This window comes from Paenibacillus sp. F411 (genome assembly GCF_017582705.1).
In the GTDB taxonomy this organism is placed as follows: domain Bacteria; phylum Bacillota; class Bacilli; order Paenibacillales; family Paenibacillaceae; genus Paenibacillus_AQ; species Paenibacillus_AQ algicola.
The window spans coordinates 100,280-116,673 of sequence record NZ_JAGFIP010000015.1 but is presented as its reverse complement, the minus strand read 5'-3'; the positions used below and the strand labels follow the sequence as shown (position 1 = coordinate 116,673).

Genomic DNA, 16,394 nt, shown 5'->3' with positions numbered 1-16,394 from the left:
CGCCGCATGAATGCTAGAGTGAGCATGTCCAAATATGTACATATAGCAGTGCGTGTTACATTATGTCGATGTCAAGAAGACAAGGAAGCTGCAAGCGGTTCGCAAATGTTGCAAACTACATATGAAAACGTTTACAAACTCAGTCGTGGCGCGACTTTGACATCTTTTCGAACAATTTGTGAACTCCTTGTGAATCATTGACAAAAGGTGACCTTAAACTTATATTTAATAGGTGATTGCTTTAATGGACAGGATTACTTCATCCGTGATACTGCAGGTAGATTACCGCTGTTCGCGCTTGGATGGTAGTCTACGAAAATCGGAAAAGTGGGGTAGATCAATGATGAAACGGTGGCAGGCTCTAAAGCGTCTTCTTCCTTTGTTGGCCATGTTTTCTTTGCTCTTGTCCGGCTGCGGCCGTGAGGACTTGTCAGTATTGAATCCACAAGGTCCGGTGGCTGAAGGACAGCTGGGATTGATCACGATTTCAATCTCGATTATGGCTCTTGTGGTCGTGGTCGTGTTTGTAATCGCGGCGTATGTACTGATCAAGTTCCGCAGAAAACCGGGCCAGAACGAAGTGCCGGTACAGGTTGAAGGCAACCACAAGCTCGAGATTATCTGGACAGCGATTCCGCTTCTCCTCGTAATCGTGCTTGCAGTTCCAACGATTCAAAAGGTGTTCGCTTATGGCGAAGACAAATGGAATGAGGAAGGGGTTCTCCAGGTTGAGGTTACTGGCCATCAATTCTGGTGGGAATTCAGTTATCCTCAATACGACATTACAACCGCTCAAGAGCTCTTGATGCCAGTAGACCGTGAGGTAGCACTGCGTTTGAGAACAGCAGACGTGCTTCACTCCTTCTGGGTGCCTTCTCTGGCGGGTAAGACGGATACGAATCCGGACGGCTCCATCAACCATATGAGTCTCAGTACAGGAAACCCAGGTACATACATTGGTAAATGTGCAGAGCTGTGCGGTCAATCACACGGATATATGGAATTCCGCGTGAAAGCGGTTGAAGCTGAACAATTCGACGCTTGGGTGGAAGCATTCAAAGCGCCGGCCGTGCTGCCTGAAGACAGCCAGCTGGCTGAGAAGTTCAGAACCAACTGTCTCTCCTGCCATGCTGTTGGTGACCAAGGTGGATTTTTAGGCCCTAATCTGACAGGGATCGGCTCCCGGGAGACGATCGCTGGAATTCTGCTGAATGATATTAACGGTGCAAAAGGCTCCAGCCCGGTGAAGGACAACCTGGTACAATGGCTCTCCGAGCCGCAGGAGGTTAAGCCTGGAAACACCATGCCTGATCCGAAAGAGCTCGGATTCAGCGATGAAGAGATTGAGCAGATTGCCGATTACCTGGCCAATTACAAGTTGGATTACTAATACAGCAAGGACTTTAGAAGGGGGTACAAACCTTGGCTCAAGCACAGGCTCAAGGTCATGTCCATGGCGACCACCATCATAGCGTAAAGCGCTATACCGGCATCATGGACTGGCTGACCACAGTCGATCACAAAAAAATCGGCATACTGTATCTGATTGCGGGCGGTTTTTTCTTCGGAATCGGCGGCATTGAAGCGATTCTGATCCGGCTTCAGCTGATCAAGCCGATGAATGATTTCGTATCGGCTCAGGTATTTAACGAATTGATTACAATGCACGGGACGACAATGATCTTCCTGGGCGTTATGCCCGTCATCTTTGCATTAATGAATGCGGTCATACCGCTTCAGATCGGTGCACGTGACGTTGCGTTCCCGTTTCTGAACTCGCTGGGCTTCTGGACGTTCCTGTTCGGTGGTGTTCTGCTGAACCTGAGCTGGGTTATGGGCGGCGCACCGGATGCAGGCTGGACGGCATATACACCGTTGTCCTCCTCGACATACAGTGACAGCCACGGGGTTGACTTCTATACGATCGGTCTTCAGATTGCCGGTCTCGGAACTCTGATCGGCGGTATTAACTTCCTGGTAACGATCATTACGATGCGCGCACCAGGCATGTCTTACATGAGAATGCCTATGTTTACCTGGGCATCCTTCATTACATCGGCCATGATCCTGTTCGCGTTCCCGGCAATTACCGTCGGTCTGGTTCTTTTGAGCTTTGACCGGATCCTGGACGCTAATTTCTTTGATGTAGCAGCGGGCGGCAGCCCGGTACTGTGGCAGCATATTTTCTGGATCTTCGGACACCCTGAGGTGTACATTCTGATTCTGCCGGCCTTCGGTATTATTTCTGACGTTATTCCTACATTCTCCCGTAAGCGTCTGTTCGGCTACAGCTCCATGGTGTTTGCGACCATTCTGATCGCGTTCCTGGGCTTCATGGTCTGGGCTCACCATATGTTTACAACGGGCCTGGGTCCGGTGGCGAATGCACTGTTCTCCATTGCAACCATGCTGATTGCGGTACCTACGGGGATCAAGATCTTTAACTGGCTTTTCACCATGTGGGGCGGCCAGATTTCGTTCCCGACCGCCAACCTGTTCGCTGTCGGCTTCATTCCGACGTTCGTTATGGGCGGCGTGACCGGCGTTATGCTGGCATCCGCACCCGCGGATTACCAGTATCATGATACGTATTTTGTAGTGGCGCATTTCCACTATGTTATTGTCGGCGGTCTGGTATTCGGCCTGCTGTCGGGTCTCCATTACTGGTGGCCGAAGATGTTCGGACGTATGCTGAGCGAGCCGATCGGCAAATGGACCTTCTGGACCTTTGCAATTGGCTTCCATCTGACGTTCTTTGTACAGCACTTCCTGGGTCTGCTGGGAATGCAGCGTCGGATCGTTTCGTACCTGCCGAACCAGAATTTTGACACCCTGAACCTGATCAGTACGATCGGTGCCCTGTTGATGGGCGTAGGTATTCTGCTGTTCCTGTACAACATCATCATCACTAGCAAGAAGCCGAAGAATGCCAAGGCCGATCCATGGGAAGATGGACGTACACTGGAGTGGAGTATTCCTTCTCCTCCGCCTGAGTACAATTTCAAGCAGACTCCGCTGGTACGCGGTATTGATGCCCTGTGGAAAGAGAAAATGTCCGGCAACAAGGGCATGACGCCTGCAGAGCCGGTTGGCTCGATTCATATGCCGTCTCCTTCCATTCTGCCGTTCATTATGTCCTTGGGTCTGTTCATCGCAGGTCTGGGTTTCATGTTCAGCAGAGAAGGCTTCAATAACTCATTCATGTCGTTTATCTTTAACAACTATCTTGTTCTGATTGTCGGTCTGCTGATTACGTTCGGGGCTATGATCACTCGTTCCCTGATTGATGACCCAGGCTATCATATTGAACCGGAAGATCAGGAAGAGGAGGAAAAAGCATGACATCCGCACACGCAGAGCACGTAAACGGAGAGCTTCCTCACGAGCCCGAAAAAGCGACCCTCGAGGGCCGCAACAAGACGCTCGGCTTCTGGCTCTTCCTGGGCGGGGAAGCCGTACTCTTCGGTACGCTTTTCGCAACATTCCTTGCACTTCGCAATTCCAACAATGACGGCCCTACGGCTGCGGAATTGTTCTCTCTGCCGATCACAGCGATTGCTACTGCAATCCTGCTGGTCAGCAGCTTGACTAGTGTGTTCGCCATCCAGGCGATGCACCGCCACGATCTTCAGAAGCTGAAGGTATGGCTCATCGTTACAGTCGCTTTGGGTCTGGCGTTCCTGGGCCTGGAAATTTATGAGTTTTACGAGTACGTTGCACATGAATCATTCGGGTTGACGACGAGTGCATTCTCATCCGCATTTTATACCTTGGTCGGCTTTCACGGCGCTCACGTTGCGTTCGGGGTAGTCTGGATCGGCTTGCTGATTGCTCAGCTGTATAGAAAGGGCTTGACTGTCGTTACGGCACCTAAGGTTTATGTATCCGCCATGTACTGGCACTTTATCGACGTCGTGTGGGTGTTTATTTTCTCGGTCGTATACCTTCTTGGAAAGGTGGGCTAAGAAATGGCTGCAAATCAACAGCAACCGGAGAATCAGGCCGTAAGGCATCGTCATCGTACAGAAGGTCCCCAAAAGCATATTGTGGTGTTCATTTTCTCCATCGTGCTCACCGCGATCGCCTTTGCGGCAGTAGCTGCCGGTGATGTGAACCCGGCCTTTACGATCATTCTGCTGCTCGTTATGGCAGTGCTTCAGGTGTTCGTGCAAATGGGCTACTGGATGCACTTGAAGGATAAAGGCCATCTGATGCCAATTCTGTTTATGGTCGGTGGATTCTTTGTGGCAAGCACGGCAATCGTCATGGCAATCTATTGGGTTTGGTGGTAAAATACGAAGAGGTGGGCTTTTGCGCCACCTCTTTTTTTCAAGATCAAGATTACGGATATGGCAGGACAAGCGATCCTGCATTTCTACAGAAACGGTTCCTGCCCAGGATGGCAGCTATACCGTTTCTCTCTCGTTAAAGGCCCTTGTCACAATTTCGACAGATTTGACCCGGTAGGGGGAGGTTTTTTACATGCTGGGCTTGGAATATTTTACGTTTGAAGAGCAGTGGAGTCCGTTGTTTCTCGCCTTTATGCTGCTGCTGACCGCAGCCTATTTCGCGGTGACGGGTCCCTTGTCAAGCCGGTTTCAAGGGAGTGAACCGGTATCAGCCGGCCGAAAGCTGCTGTTTGTCAGCGGGATGCTGTCGATGTATATCGCGCAGGGCGGTCCTGTCAGCCTGCTGGGACATACGATGTTCTCATTCCATATGGTAAGTATGGCCATGTCTTATCTGGTGGCGACACCGCTGCTGATTCTCGGCATTCCCGTGTGGCTGTGGCGCTCCTTCGACCGGGTCAATCCGTTTGGGCGGTCCTTAGGCTTTCTAACGCGTCCTGTATTATCAGCGGTATTGTTTAACGGCTTGTTCTCGCTGTACCATTTCCCGGCGATCCATGACTTTGTGATGCTTAATTTCTGGGTGCACCGGGCATACTATCTGATTCTGTTCATTGCCTCCATTCTGATGTGGTGGTCGATCCTGCAGCCGATTCCGGAGAAGGACCGATCAACAGGGCTTGCAAAGATGGGCTTCATTTTCTTGAATATGGTGCTGCTGACACCGGCGTGTGCACTCATTATTTTTGCAAGTGAGCCGATGTATGCGACGTACAGTGATCCGGCCATCTGGGCCAAGGCGATGGGATACTGTGTATCCGGTGACCCTTCGGCATTGCTGAACCGCTTTGGCGGACCGGAATTTTTCGGTGTGATGGATCCCAAGGTGGATCAGAGAGTCGGCGGGATTATCATGAAGTTTTTTCAGGAGATTATATTCGCTTCCATGCTGGCTTACGTGTTCTTCCATTGGTACAAGCGGGAGAATGAAGAGGATGATCCGCTGCCGGCAGAGGTATCATCTGCGAGCGGCATGCTGAGCTAAACAAGACAGGCTGGAGTAATTGGCATCACCGCATCATAACGAAGGAGGATAATCATGGATCTGTATTTCTTGTTTCCCACCATCAGCACAACATTCATTGTGATCAGCGCCGTGCTGGTTGCGATCGGGTGGGGGCTCATCATAAAAGGCAAGCGCGCAGCGCACAAAAAGACGATGATCCTGGCTGCGATTGCCGCGGTGATTTTCTTTATTATTTACAGCTCGCGCACCATATTTGTCGGCAATACGACCTGGGGCGGACCGGATGATCTCAAGCCATTTTATCAGGTGTTTCTGATCTTCCACATTGTTCTGGCCACGGTTGCAGCCGTGTTCGGCATTAGCACCTTGGTGCTTGGCTTCAAGGAAAAATATGCAAAGCACCGGAAATGGGGCCGCATTACCTCGGTGATCTGGTTTATTACCGCCATTACAGGCGTAGCGGTATATGTACTGCTGTACCTCCTGTACCCGGGCGGTCATACCGCGCCAATGTGGAAAGTGATTTTTGGCATAGAGTAGGGACGGTTATACTTGCAAGTACAGGCGTTTCGAGAGATCGAGGATCTCTTGGAGCGCCTGTTTTGTTACATTCGTATAAAGTCAAAGAAATGGAGTCAGCAATTAAAGGTTGACAGGAATTGGGTTCGCCATCTATAGTGTGTATAAAGATATACACAGTAAGCACACATAGTTTTCAAGTAAGCACATCGGGTAGAGGCCGCTTGAGAAACAGGAGGACCGTCGGACCTGAAGTCTATTGGAAATGGGAGGTGAAGAATTTGACTTTATCGCAGCAGGTCACCCAAATTATCATCAAGGAATTCCGGCAGGATAAATGGATGGTGCTGTGGACAGCATTATTTATGCTGTATGCCGGTGCGTCATTCAGCTTTATGTTGAAGACAGCATTCCAGCAACCAGCGCCGACTCCATTTTACGACGTATGGATCGTTATCTTTACGCCGATGCTAGGCTTTTATTTTTCCAGAAGAGCCTTCAAGTATTGGAACGAGGACTCCTACACGCAAATGCTTTATTATTACAAAAGCCTGCCGATCCCCTTGGAGGCTGTCGTGCTCAGTCGAGGCATTCTTGGCCTGCTCGCTTTTATATTTAATGGGGTGATCTTTTTTGGAACCGTGTATCTGCTTCCGGGCGACGGGGTGAAGGATTACGTTTCACTCAGTGCGTACATTCTGTTCAGCATCACCTGGATCGGGTTCGGGCTTATGGTATACGGCATGTATATTTACCTGGAGTTTATGAAGAGCGGCAAACGGTATTTCTGGATGACCGTGGCGGTCGTTGGCGCGTTTGTCCTCGTCTTGATTGGGATTCAAACTGCCGGTTTGCGTTTCAGCTTGATTCATCGAATCATGGCGAGTTCAGAGGAGTATGGGCTGATGACTCCATGGCTATATATTACGGTGCTGACGGGGCTTGTCAGCTATGGATGCTCGCTGCGGCTAACGTGCCGCCGGATCAAAAAACGGGATTTGATGTAAATGAGATGAAACTTCAAGGCTGTCTAAAGAGTACATAGAAGAGAGGTGACCATGGGTGCGGATCCCGATCCAGATCAATGAGCACAGTGCCGAGCCTTTATATCACCAGATTGAAACCCAGCTGCGTTCACTTATTATTACCGGTGAGGTTGAGGAGGGCACCATGCTGCCATCGATTCGGGAATTTGCAAGCGGACTGAACTGTAGTGTGATTACGGTCAGAAGGGTATATCAGGATTTGGAGAATGAAGGGCTGCTAAGAACGAGGCAGGGGACGGGAACGTTTGTGGCCGGGGTTGGTGAGGAGGCAAGGCAGCAGTTCAAGCAGGATGCGGTGCTTCAGGCGCTAGAGGGAGCCGTGAATACAGCCTTGTCGGTCCATTGCAGCGAGCAGGAGCTTCGAGTCCTGTTTGAGGCCATGCTGCAGCAGAAGTACCAGGGAAAAGGGGGGAAGGATGATGGAGCCGGCACTGATTGAAATGCATGGTGTAACGAAGCATCGGCGCACGAAGCGGATCGGGCCTATTACACTGTCTATTCCGGAAGGCTATATTGTCGCTATAGTGGGTCCAAACGGATCGGGCAAAAGCACGCTCATGAATATGCTCATTCAAGCGGTCATTCCGGATGAAGGAGAGATTACGTGGCTTCATGAGAGCCATTGTAATGAGCTTCCCTTACATATTCGCAAGCAGATTGGCTTTGTGCCGGAGCAGCTTAGTCTGGAAGAGAAGCATAGTACTGTGGAGGCTGCCGCGGCCTTCCGGTCGCAGTGGTACGATACGTGGGACGGATATTATTTTGACGCGCTGCTGTCGGTATTCGGGGTGCCCCGGGGGGTCAAGCTGGGCAGTATGTCCAAGGGGGAGCGCCGCAAGTTCGAAATTGCGGCCGCGCTGGCGCCAAGGCCGAGACTGCTGCTGCTGGATGAGCCCTCCTCCGGGCTTGATCCATTCGCCTGGAAAGAGATGATTCATCAGCTGCAGGAATGCATGAAGGGCGGCGAAACAACGATTGTCCTGTCCACGCACATCGTGGATGAAGTGCGCCGCCTGGCAGACTATATTGTGCTCATGCATCACGGCAAGGTGCTCGGGATGGTGGAGAAGGACAGCCTGCTGGACAATTGGAAGGAATGCTGGATCAGTGCAGACGCTGAGCTGGTGGAGGAGCTTCCGGGCATTGTGAGCTGGAAGCCGGAGGGCGCAGGGAAGATTTCTTTTGTTACAACAGAGTGTATGGCGGTGGAGCAGATCCTGCAATCGTCAGGATTGAAGCTACTGAAGACAAGAGCATTAGAACTGGATGAAGTACTGGATCTGTGGATTCAAGGCAGTGAGCCCGGAGCGGTTCGGCCATAAAGAGAGGAGACCAGAAGGATGCAGCGATTGCAATTGGAAGAGGTCGTAAAAATTTACGCGGACAAAACCGCAGTAAACCAAATCTCACTTCAGGTGGAGGAAGGAGAGATTTACGGGCTGCTGGGTGCCAACGGAGCCGGCAAGACGACAACGATGCGGATGGTGCTTGGCTTGATCTACCCCGATGAAGGGAAGATTTTGTACAACGGTCAGCCTTACAATAAGGAGCTTCGCCAGATCATGGGCTATTTGCCGGAAGAGCGGGGTCTGTATCCCAAGGTGAAGGTCAGTGAGCAGATTTCGTACCTGGCTCAGCTGCGGGGGATGTCATCCAAGGACGCCGACCAGAGCATCCGCTACTGGCTGGATCGGTTTGAGGTTCCGGAGTATTACAACAAGAAGATCGAAGAGCTGTCTAAGGGCAATCAGCAGAAGATGGGCTTTATTGCCGCAGTCGTACATCGGCCGCAAATTCTGATTCTGGATGAAGCCTTCAGCGGACTGGATCCGGTGAACGTAGAGCTACTGAAGTCTACGGTGAGAGAGCTGCGTGATCAAGGCACCAGCATTTTGTTCTCGACTCACCGTATGGAGCATGTTGAGGAGCTGTGCCGGAATATTACGATTTTGCACCGGTCGAATACGGTTGTTCAGGGCGGCATTAAGGAGATCAAATCCCGGTATCCGAGAGAAGACGTTACACTAGGCACGTCGGGAGAGGTTAATGGATTGGACGAGATTGCCGGTGTTACCCAGGTTGATCGGCTGGAGGACGGCTATCTGATTCGCATTCAAGCAGAGAGCGCAGCCCAGGAGATACTGCAGCTGGCGATGGCGCAGAGTACGGTGCACCGGTTTGAGGTGAAGGAGCCGACATTGAATCAAATCTTTATCAAGGCGGTGGGTGAATCCAATGAATAACATGTGGACGGTAATCCGGTTTACGTTTATGAATAAGGTTCGAACGAAATCTTTTGTGGTATCGACCTTGATCTTTGCCCTGTTAATTACGATTGGTATTAATATTCCATTCTTCATTCAGCTGTTCAGCGGTGATCAGGAAGACCAGGGCGGAGCCCCGCAGCAAATCGGGCTTGTCTATGGTGAGCAGGTAGCCATCGCCGAAGAGCTCCAAAGCACGATGGAAGAAATGGCGGCACAGTATAAGCTGATCAAGTATGATACGCTCGACGAGACGATGCTGAATTCCGATGTTACGAACGGCCTGATTGACGGCTATATCCGTTTTGAGGCCCAGGAAGGTCAAAGCTTCCCGGCGGTCATCTACAGCTCGGAGGATGACGTGCTGGAGCCTCAGCTGCAGGCGGTTCTGCAGGCTTCACTTCAAGGCGCAAAGACCCGTGCGGTGCTGAATGATCTTAGCTTGAGTGATGAGCAGATTCAGGAGATTAACACGCCGGTTCAGATTAGCACCCGCAGTGTAGAGGAAGCGGGAGCAGGTAACAGCGAGCCAGAAGCGGAGGAAGCCGCATCCAATGAGCCGATTAATTTCATTATCGTGTATGCACTGGTCATTCTGTTCTTCGTCACCCTGATGAGCACAGGCAATATGATTGCTTCCGAGGTCACAACGGAGAAAAGCTCCCGGATTATGGAGATTCTGATCACAAGCGTCTCACCACTAAGCCAGATGTTTGGCAAAATCATTGGGATGTTCCTGCTGGGGCTTACGCAAATCCTGACCTTTGTCATTGTCGCCGTAGTGAATCTGATGCTGCCGCACAATACAGACGCTATGGCTTCTCTGGATCTCAACTTCGGTGCAGTTGATCCGATGCTGCTGGTCTTTGGCCTGCTGTTCTACATTTTCGGGTACTTCCTGTATGCGGTGCTGTTCGCAGCCGTAGGCTCGATCGTAAGCCGCACCGAGGATCTGGGACAGGCGATTATGCCGATCACCATGCTGTCCCTGGCAGCCTTTTACATTGCCATCTTCAGCCTGGGAGCTCCAAATTCTACATTGATGAAGGTGTCCTCCTACATTCCATTCGTCTCCCCGACCTCCGTGATCGTACGGATTGGCCTGGGCGATGCCCCGCTGTGGGAAGTTCTTGTATCCCTGGGCATTCTGCTGGTTTCCATCCTGGTCTTCGGCTGGCTTGCAGCCAAAATCTACCGGACCGGCGTCCTCATGTACGGCAAGCGTCCGAGCTTTAAAGAGCTGCGCAAGGCGATGAAGGCGTATAAGATTTAGGCGGTGTGGTGTAATATATTGTGAGTAATTTTTATCAAAGAGTAAGAGTTTAGTTTTAAATGAGACTTTTTATATCATTAATAAAATGAGACTAAATGGAAAGACCAGCTTATTCAGATTCTTGATCTAGCTGGTCTTTTTTATGTTCAGAACAAAATATAAAATAACTTGTTAATCCTGGCTCAATGCAAAAAGTAGTGGAAAGGGGTATCTGGTAAAACGTAGCCTCCATTATACTGAAATACCGGAAACAAGAATAGCCGCCAACACAAGAACCCCCTGCTCATCGCAAGAGGGTCCTGATCGTCATACTTTGCTGATCTTGAACACGAACTTCCCAGTAAGCTGCTGATTCAAACTTAATTCGTCAATATCGTTAATGGGAGAATGGATCTCCAGTTATTAGAACCTACGCTTCGGAGGATCTTTACTTTCGCCTGCTGGTCGTATTTATCGTAATAAAAATCACGTGTCATTGTAAACTTTTTAATATAGTATTTTTCGTTATTATCCCCAATCATTATATAGTGGTCTGTCTTAGAAGTAGTCTTCCCTTTCTTTTCATAGGTAAATTCGAGAATCAAAATTCTATTTATTTCATCTATCGTTGGTATAGTTACTGGGGCAGGATCAGCGTTTTCGATCTCACGAACGGTAGTACTTAATAGGTTTGCTTCGGATTCGACATCAAATAACTCAGGTTGTGGCTTAATCGAATTATCGTTGTAAATCGATATATTTATCCCTGACAAAACTTCTTCTGACTCATTGTCTTGATTTGTGCGCTCTGGAACGGAGCATGAGATCAGAAGCATACTGCATAATATCATCTGCACCAACAAAATAGATTTTCTCATTCAATCTGCTCCTTAACAATTTTTTGAGAATAACTTTACAAATTGTAATATACTGATTTAGATTTATATGCGTGATTATCATACCATATATTGGGATCAAGCTTGATTTGATTCTACTGACTTTTATTGATCGACATCAAAGCTAACAGGTCACTTATGCTCTCAGCTGCATAGAAATCGATGTCTTAATGAAAGAGGATATAGTAGTATGATGGATATAGAAGAATCAATGGAAACCATGTGAGGTTTATTTTATGCCAAAAAATGATAGCATGCTGGCCATTCTATGGATGCTGAATTCGGGAAAGAAATGTACTGCAAAGCAAATATCAGAAAAGCTGGAGATCAACATTAGAACCGTTTACCGGTATATTGATGCACTATGTGCCAGCGGTGTTCCGATCATTTCTGATGCCGGGCATCATGGTGGATACAGCTTGCTGCATCATTTCATCCAATCTCCACTGAGATTCAGTATGGATGAGAACAAGGCCTTGCTCCAGGCCGCTCTGTTTGCCAAAGAAGCCGGGTACCCTTTAGGTGAGGCCTTAGAGCAGGCAGCATCCAAGCTGAAAATGTACTCCAATCACGAGCAGGAACATATACTTAGCCACCACTTAGCCGGATTTGAAGTTATTAACCGCAAGGGGAACCCGGCTATACAGCCGGTATTGCAGCAATTGGAGCAAGCTGTCGCCCATGAAAGGTCTGTAGACATTACTTATCGTAACCGTTATGAAGAGCGGTCTCCTAATCGGGTAATCGACCCTTATGGCGTCGTTAATTGGAATCATAAATGGTACATCATTGCGTTTTGCCGCCTGCGAAAGGAGATTCGCAGCTTTCGAGTTGAACGTATTCTGAGCGTTACCTCCACGGACTGCAGCTTCAGGCGTCCTCAGGATTTCTCGGTGCGTTCTTTTTTTATGAACAATCTATTGCCTGACGCAGTCGATAAATCCGGATACATTGCATGTAAGATTCGTGGCAGGGCCGGAGCGCTGGATAATCTATGTATGCATTGGTTTTTGGAGCATCATCTACTAGAGCGGACATCCACGCAAGCTGTGTTTGTACTGGAAGAAGAGGCACTGTATACCTACGTTCCATCTATTATTCTTCCTTACGGGAAATCCATTCAAGTTATAGAGCCGCAGGGTTTGAAAAATAAACTTGTAGAGGTTGCCTCAGACTTGATGGAATATTATCAAGGCTAAACAACTTCACTGACAGCAGCTGTCAGTGAAGTTGTTTTATGATGATAACATCCACTCACGACTGATGAATGGTGCTGTACATACAACGAACTTGATGAGGAGAATTGGAAATGAATCATACGGTATATCTTTATGTATTTGATACGATGTCTGACTGGGAAATCGGTTATGTAACCGCGGAGCTGAACTCCGGAAGATACTTCAGACAAGGGGTGGCCCCGGCGCGAATAGTAACGGTAGGGATCAAGAAGACGCCGGTGACCACCATGGGGGGATTGACCATAGTACCTGATCTCACCGTGGATGAGTGCAGCGTAACAAGCATAGATGCTCTAATTTTGCCTGGTGGGAATACGTGGACAGAAGCTATTCACGCTCCCATCCTAGAGATAGCCGAACTGTGTTTAAGGAAGAATATCTTAGTTGGAGCCATTTGCGGTGCTACCATGGGACTGGCTCTAGCAGGCTTGTTAGACTCACGTGCACACACTAGCAATGATCTGTCCTACCTGAAAATGATTTGTCCTTCTTATACAGGCGAAGCCTATTACAAAGCGGAGTCTGCTGTCACAGACGGAATGTTAATTACGGCCTCCGGCGTAGCTCCACTAGAATTCTCGTTGCATGTATTAACGGCGTTAAATGTATGGTCACCCCAAACCTTACATGCCTGGTATCATCTGAATAAAACTCAGGAGCCTGGCTATTTCTATGAGCTGATGAGCTCTATTCAGTAAGAATTTATCGTTGATCATACCTGTAATCATCGCTATAATCTGGAATATAAATTTTATAGCATAAATCATAAACCATCTTAATCAAGATGAATAGAATTGAAGGCGTGGATGATTTGAAGAGAGTAGATGTTGTTTATGCGTTGATCTATGATGATAGGGTAGAAAAGGTTCTTATGGTACATAACAAAGGTAGCGGATGGTCTCTACCGGGTGGGGCCGTAGAAAAAGGGGAAACGTTAGAGCAAGCAGTTATTCGAGAAACGAAAGAAGAAACTGGTTTAGCAATCGAAGTAGGAAATGTAATTGCGGTTAATGAAGCTTTTTTTTTAGAACACGGAAATCAAGGACATCATGCTCTAATCATTACCTTCCGTGCGAAAGTCATCGAAGGAGAAGTCACCGTCGAAGACGAGAATGAAATTGTAGAGATAAGATGGGTGGATATAAATACTGCTAACCACTTAATGCCTTACCATAAAAATGGAGTGGAAGGACTGCTGAAATCGTCATCTCCCTACACTTTTCAAGGTGAGTGTTAAGTGTTAACAATCTGGATCTATAATTTAGTACAGGAACCATCCAGAGTCTGCTACTAAACATCAGGAAGAGCGAAGAAGGAATTATCTTGTATGTGTCATATATTGTATAGAACCGCCGCCATGTTACAAGGAGGCGGTTTCATACTCAATCAGACTTCAGCCACTTAGTGTAGCGAGGAAGCAAGCTTTAATTACTCTGTAATTCAATTTCTTCAGAATTGATTTTTTTGATTGCAAGAAGTTTTGTTTTGTTGTCTGTAAGCAAATGTTCAAAATTAATAGCATAATTCTCAAAGGCAATCTTCCAGTCATTTTCATTTGTTACTTCGGCTGCTTTAAATAAGTATTCATCAAATATAGCTTTTAGTTGGTCAAGTGACGGGACTTTGTCATCTTTAAATGTTAACCCTAAATAAAATGTGTTCTCATCAGAATTGTATGCAAAATGTGTGGTTTCAATAGAAGGGTGATTTTTTTCAAGCTTCAAGCTTGAATCATGCATAGCATCGATCAATAGGTCTAACTCCGTTTGGTCTTTATCTGGACTGCATGATACAAGCAATAAAAATATAAAAAGTGAATTGAACAATATAAATAAAAACTTAGGTTTCATCTTCGTTTCCCCCTTTAATGTATTGTCTTAGGTTATAAATGTGTATATTTTCCAAGAAAGTCTGATCTTCGTCCGTACACGAAAGAACTGAGAAGTCGTTCACCCGAGGGGCTGGCGGGCATTGCAGAGAAGGCATTTTGCGTGCACTTTTGGTTGCTCTCTAGAAGTCACGCTGGCCCATGTCAATGACGGGGTATTTAGAATCAAGCTACTGGATCCGCTTTGATCCGAGTGAATCCTGCTGTCTTTACCATCCTACAATTACAGCTAGTATTGCAGAAAAAATAGTAGCATTGAAGACAATTTCTTTATTCTTTTCCATAGGGCAATTACTCCTAATCTTACTTCTTAGGAAGTATTTAATTATATTACTTATATTGGTATTTTAACCTATTAATCACCTGTAATAAACCCCGGCCGGCCTAATAATACCCCAACCAATCAATGCCATGAACTCGCACCATGTTAGCGATGTAACGATTTGAAGTAAGTGATCCATAATAAGTACGCGAACTTACCAGACCAGCTGCTCTCATTATAATCCGTACCACCAATTACCGCTCTTGCTGTCGGTTAGTTGGCAAGCGCTGCGTTCAAATTACCTGCATAAATATGCGTACCTCTTACGCGGTTAGTAGAATCAACATATGATACCTGTAATTTTCAATAACGGATTTGCTACACTATGGCATGATTATGTAGATGACAAAAATACACTCACAGCCTGGCTGTTTCTATGAGCTGATGATTTCTATTCAATAAGGAGTTATCGTTGATCATACCTGTAATCATTGCTATAATATGGAAGATGAAAAACCTATTATATTATGAATTTAGGAGTGCAATGCAGAGCATAGTGAGAAACAAAGTGTTCAGCATTGTGATCATTGTCGTTTTAGTCGCTGCGATGCTGTTTCCTTCAGCTACTTTGATGAATGTGTATAGTAACTATCAGGATCAGCAAAGCTCTTTTTATCAAGGGGAGAACTATTATCTGCTCAATGAAGATGGTATATCGACTTTGAGCTGGGCTAATGCCCGGGGTCTCCATCAGAAGCTCCTGGAGATCGAAGGCGTGCTCGGATTCGGGTATGGAGGTAATACAGCAGTACAAGTGTTTTCAAAATATACGGTGGAGGAGCTGCCTGTTCGCTGGGCTAATGAAGATCTGCTCTTATTCGAAGGCGTAGACAAGGAGAAACTCCGCGTACTCCAGACTCATAGTGATCGAATACATATTACTCCGAAAACCGCGGAGAAGTTATTGCCCGCAATACATCCCCAAGGAGAAGCTCTGGAGCTTCTTGGGGAGTCACTTTTGGTCAAAGAAGTCTACCATGAAAAGGCTGTTCGCTTTGACACACTTCTAGAATCCAATATGCTGGTAAGCCCGGACAACGTATCACCAACAATGAATACGGCGGTCATTCAGTTCAGTTCTTTTTCCCAATCGGTGTATGATGAAGTGCTAGACGTGCTGAAGTCCTATAATCCGGATGCCTCACTGTCGAGCTATGAGGCGTTTAAGGCTGAAGAGATGGCACAAGCCAACAAATCCCATGCTATTGCTATCGTTCTTTGCATATTGTTATGGCTGTTCACTCTGGTCAATATTATCTCCCTGCTAGTGTATAAGTTTGAGCGGGATCATTTGAAGTGGTCGTTGATGTTTGTGTTTGGAGGCGGTAAGAGAAGTGTGTACAGGCAGATATATGTGGAGCTGTTTGTGTATACGTTTTGTGCGTATATCCTTATGCTGCCGCTTCTGTATGTGCTCAAGCTTGTCATGGAACAGGTGAACATTCCGTTGGACATGAGTCTGTCTGTAGTTAGCGGTATCATTGCTATTGCTATGGGGATTACGATTATTTTCGGCTATATCTGGATTCGGAGCATTGACTTAAGAAACCTGCACAAGGAATTACATTTTCATTAAGGAAAAGGAGCATCGAA

At 47.4% G+C, this 16,394-nt stretch carries 17 protein-coding genes; 15 read left to right on the top strand and 2 right to left on the bottom strand.

Annotated features, from left to right (window positions below; translation table 11 throughout):
• Window positions 1–340: 340 nt before the first annotated feature.
• The 11 genes from coxB (at window position 341) to JJQ72_RS15465 (ending at window position 10,478) form a co-directional block, all read left to right on the top strand.
• A complete protein-coding gene (gene coxB / locus JJQ72_RS15515; RefSeq protein WP_138224342.1) occupies window positions 341–1,390 on the top strand; it encodes a cytochrome c oxidase subunit II in 1,050 nt (349 codons plus the stop codon).
• 104 nt (window positions 1,391–1,494) lie between these two features.
• Entirely contained in the window at window positions 1,495–3,342 is a 1,848-nt protein-coding gene (ctaD, locus tag JJQ72_RS15510; RefSeq protein WP_138227595.1) for a cytochrome c oxidase subunit I, read from the top strand.
• Window positions 3,339–3,965, top strand: a complete 627-nt coding sequence (locus JJQ72_RS15505; RefSeq protein WP_138224343.1) for a cytochrome (ubi)quinol oxidase subunit III — start codon at window positions 3,339–3,341, stop codon at window positions 3,963–3,965. Before ctaD ends, JJQ72_RS15505 begins: the two co-directional genes overlap by 4 nt.
• Before the next feature lie 3 nt (window positions 3,966–3,968).
• Complete coding sequence (locus tag JJQ72_RS15500; RefSeq protein WP_138224344.1) at window positions 3,969–4,292, top strand: cytochrome C oxidase subunit IV family protein; 324 nt, start codon at window positions 3,969–3,971, stop codon at window positions 4,290–4,292.
• A 190-nt stretch (window positions 4,293–4,482) separates the two neighbouring features.
• The gene (ctaG, locus tag JJQ72_RS15495; RefSeq protein ID WP_138224345.1) at window positions 4,483–5,394 is read left to right on the top strand and encodes a cytochrome c oxidase assembly factor CtaG; all 912 of its coding nucleotides are present in this window, start codon (window positions 4,483–4,485) and stop codon (window positions 5,392–5,394) included.
• 54 nt (window positions 5,395–5,448) lie between these two features.
• Entirely contained in the window at window positions 5,449–5,916 is a 468-nt protein-coding gene (locus JJQ72_RS15490) for a DUF420 domain-containing protein (RefSeq protein WP_138224346.1), read from the top strand.
• 260 nt (window positions 5,917–6,176) lie between these two features.
• Window positions 6,177–6,902, top strand: a complete 726-nt coding sequence (locus JJQ72_RS15485) for an ABC-2 transporter permease (RefSeq protein WP_208204234.1) — start codon at window positions 6,177–6,179, stop codon at window positions 6,900–6,902.
• Between the two features lie 55 nt (window positions 6,903–6,957).
• Window positions 6,958–7,380 carry a GntR family transcriptional regulator gene (locus JJQ72_RS15480; protein ID WP_138224348.1) on the top strand — a complete coding sequence of 141 codons (423 nt, stop codon included), beginning with the start codon at window positions 6,958–6,960 and terminating at the stop codon, window positions 7,378–7,380.
• Entirely contained in the window at window positions 7,361–8,263 is a 903-nt protein-coding gene (locus JJQ72_RS15475; protein WP_138227596.1) for an ATP-binding cassette domain-containing protein, read from the top strand. The genes JJQ72_RS15480 and JJQ72_RS15475 overlap by 20 nt, the downstream gene beginning before the upstream one ends.
• Window positions 8,264–8,281: 18 nt before the next feature.
• On the top strand, window positions 8,282–9,184 hold the full coding sequence (locus JJQ72_RS15470) for an ABC transporter ATP-binding protein (RefSeq protein ID WP_138224349.1): 903 nt from the start codon (window positions 8,282–8,284) through the stop codon (window positions 9,182–9,184).
• A complete protein-coding gene (locus tag JJQ72_RS15465; RefSeq protein WP_208204233.1) occupies window positions 9,177–10,478 on the top strand; it encodes an ABC transporter permease in 1,302 nt (433 codons plus the stop codon). Before JJQ72_RS15470 ends, JJQ72_RS15465 begins: the two co-directional genes overlap by 8 nt.
• Window positions 10,479–10,837: 359 nt before the next feature.
• Here JJQ72_RS15465 and JJQ72_RS15460 read toward each other — a convergent pair whose 3' ends face one another.
• A complete protein-coding gene (locus JJQ72_RS15460) occupies window positions 10,838–11,335 on the bottom strand; it encodes a hypothetical protein (protein ID WP_208204232.1) in 498 nt (165 codons plus the stop codon).
• Between the two features lie 254 nt (window positions 11,336–11,589).
• Between JJQ72_RS15460 and JJQ72_RS15455 the strand changes: the two genes are divergently transcribed.
• The 3 genes from JJQ72_RS15455 (at window position 11,590) to JJQ72_RS15445 (ending at window position 13,828) form a co-directional block, all read left to right on the top strand.
• Complete coding sequence (locus JJQ72_RS15455) at window positions 11,590–12,552, top strand: helix-turn-helix transcriptional regulator (RefSeq protein ID WP_208204231.1); 963 nt, start codon at window positions 11,590–11,592, stop codon at window positions 12,550–12,552.
• A gap of 110 nt (window positions 12,553–12,662) precedes the next feature.
• On the top strand, window positions 12,663–13,289 hold the full coding sequence (locus JJQ72_RS15450) for a type 1 glutamine amidotransferase family protein (RefSeq protein ID WP_208204230.1): 627 nt from the start codon (window positions 12,663–12,665) through the stop codon (window positions 13,287–13,289).
• Between the two features lie 113 nt (window positions 13,290–13,402).
• A complete protein-coding gene (locus JJQ72_RS15445; protein ID WP_208204229.1) occupies window positions 13,403–13,828 on the top strand; it encodes an NUDIX hydrolase in 426 nt (141 codons plus the stop codon).
• Between the two features lie 187 nt (window positions 13,829–14,015).
• Here the strand turns inward: JJQ72_RS15445 and JJQ72_RS15440 are convergent, their stop codons facing one another.
• A complete protein-coding gene (locus JJQ72_RS15440; RefSeq protein WP_208204227.1) occupies window positions 14,016–14,441 on the bottom strand; it encodes a hypothetical protein in 426 nt (141 codons plus the stop codon).
• A gap of 844 nt (window positions 14,442–15,285) precedes the next feature.
• Here JJQ72_RS15440 and JJQ72_RS15435 point away from each other — a divergent pair.
• Entirely contained in the window at window positions 15,286–16,377 is a 1,092-nt protein-coding gene (locus tag JJQ72_RS15435) for an FtsX-like permease family protein (RefSeq protein WP_208204226.1), read from the top strand.
• Window positions 16,378–16,394 lie beyond the last annotated feature (17 nt).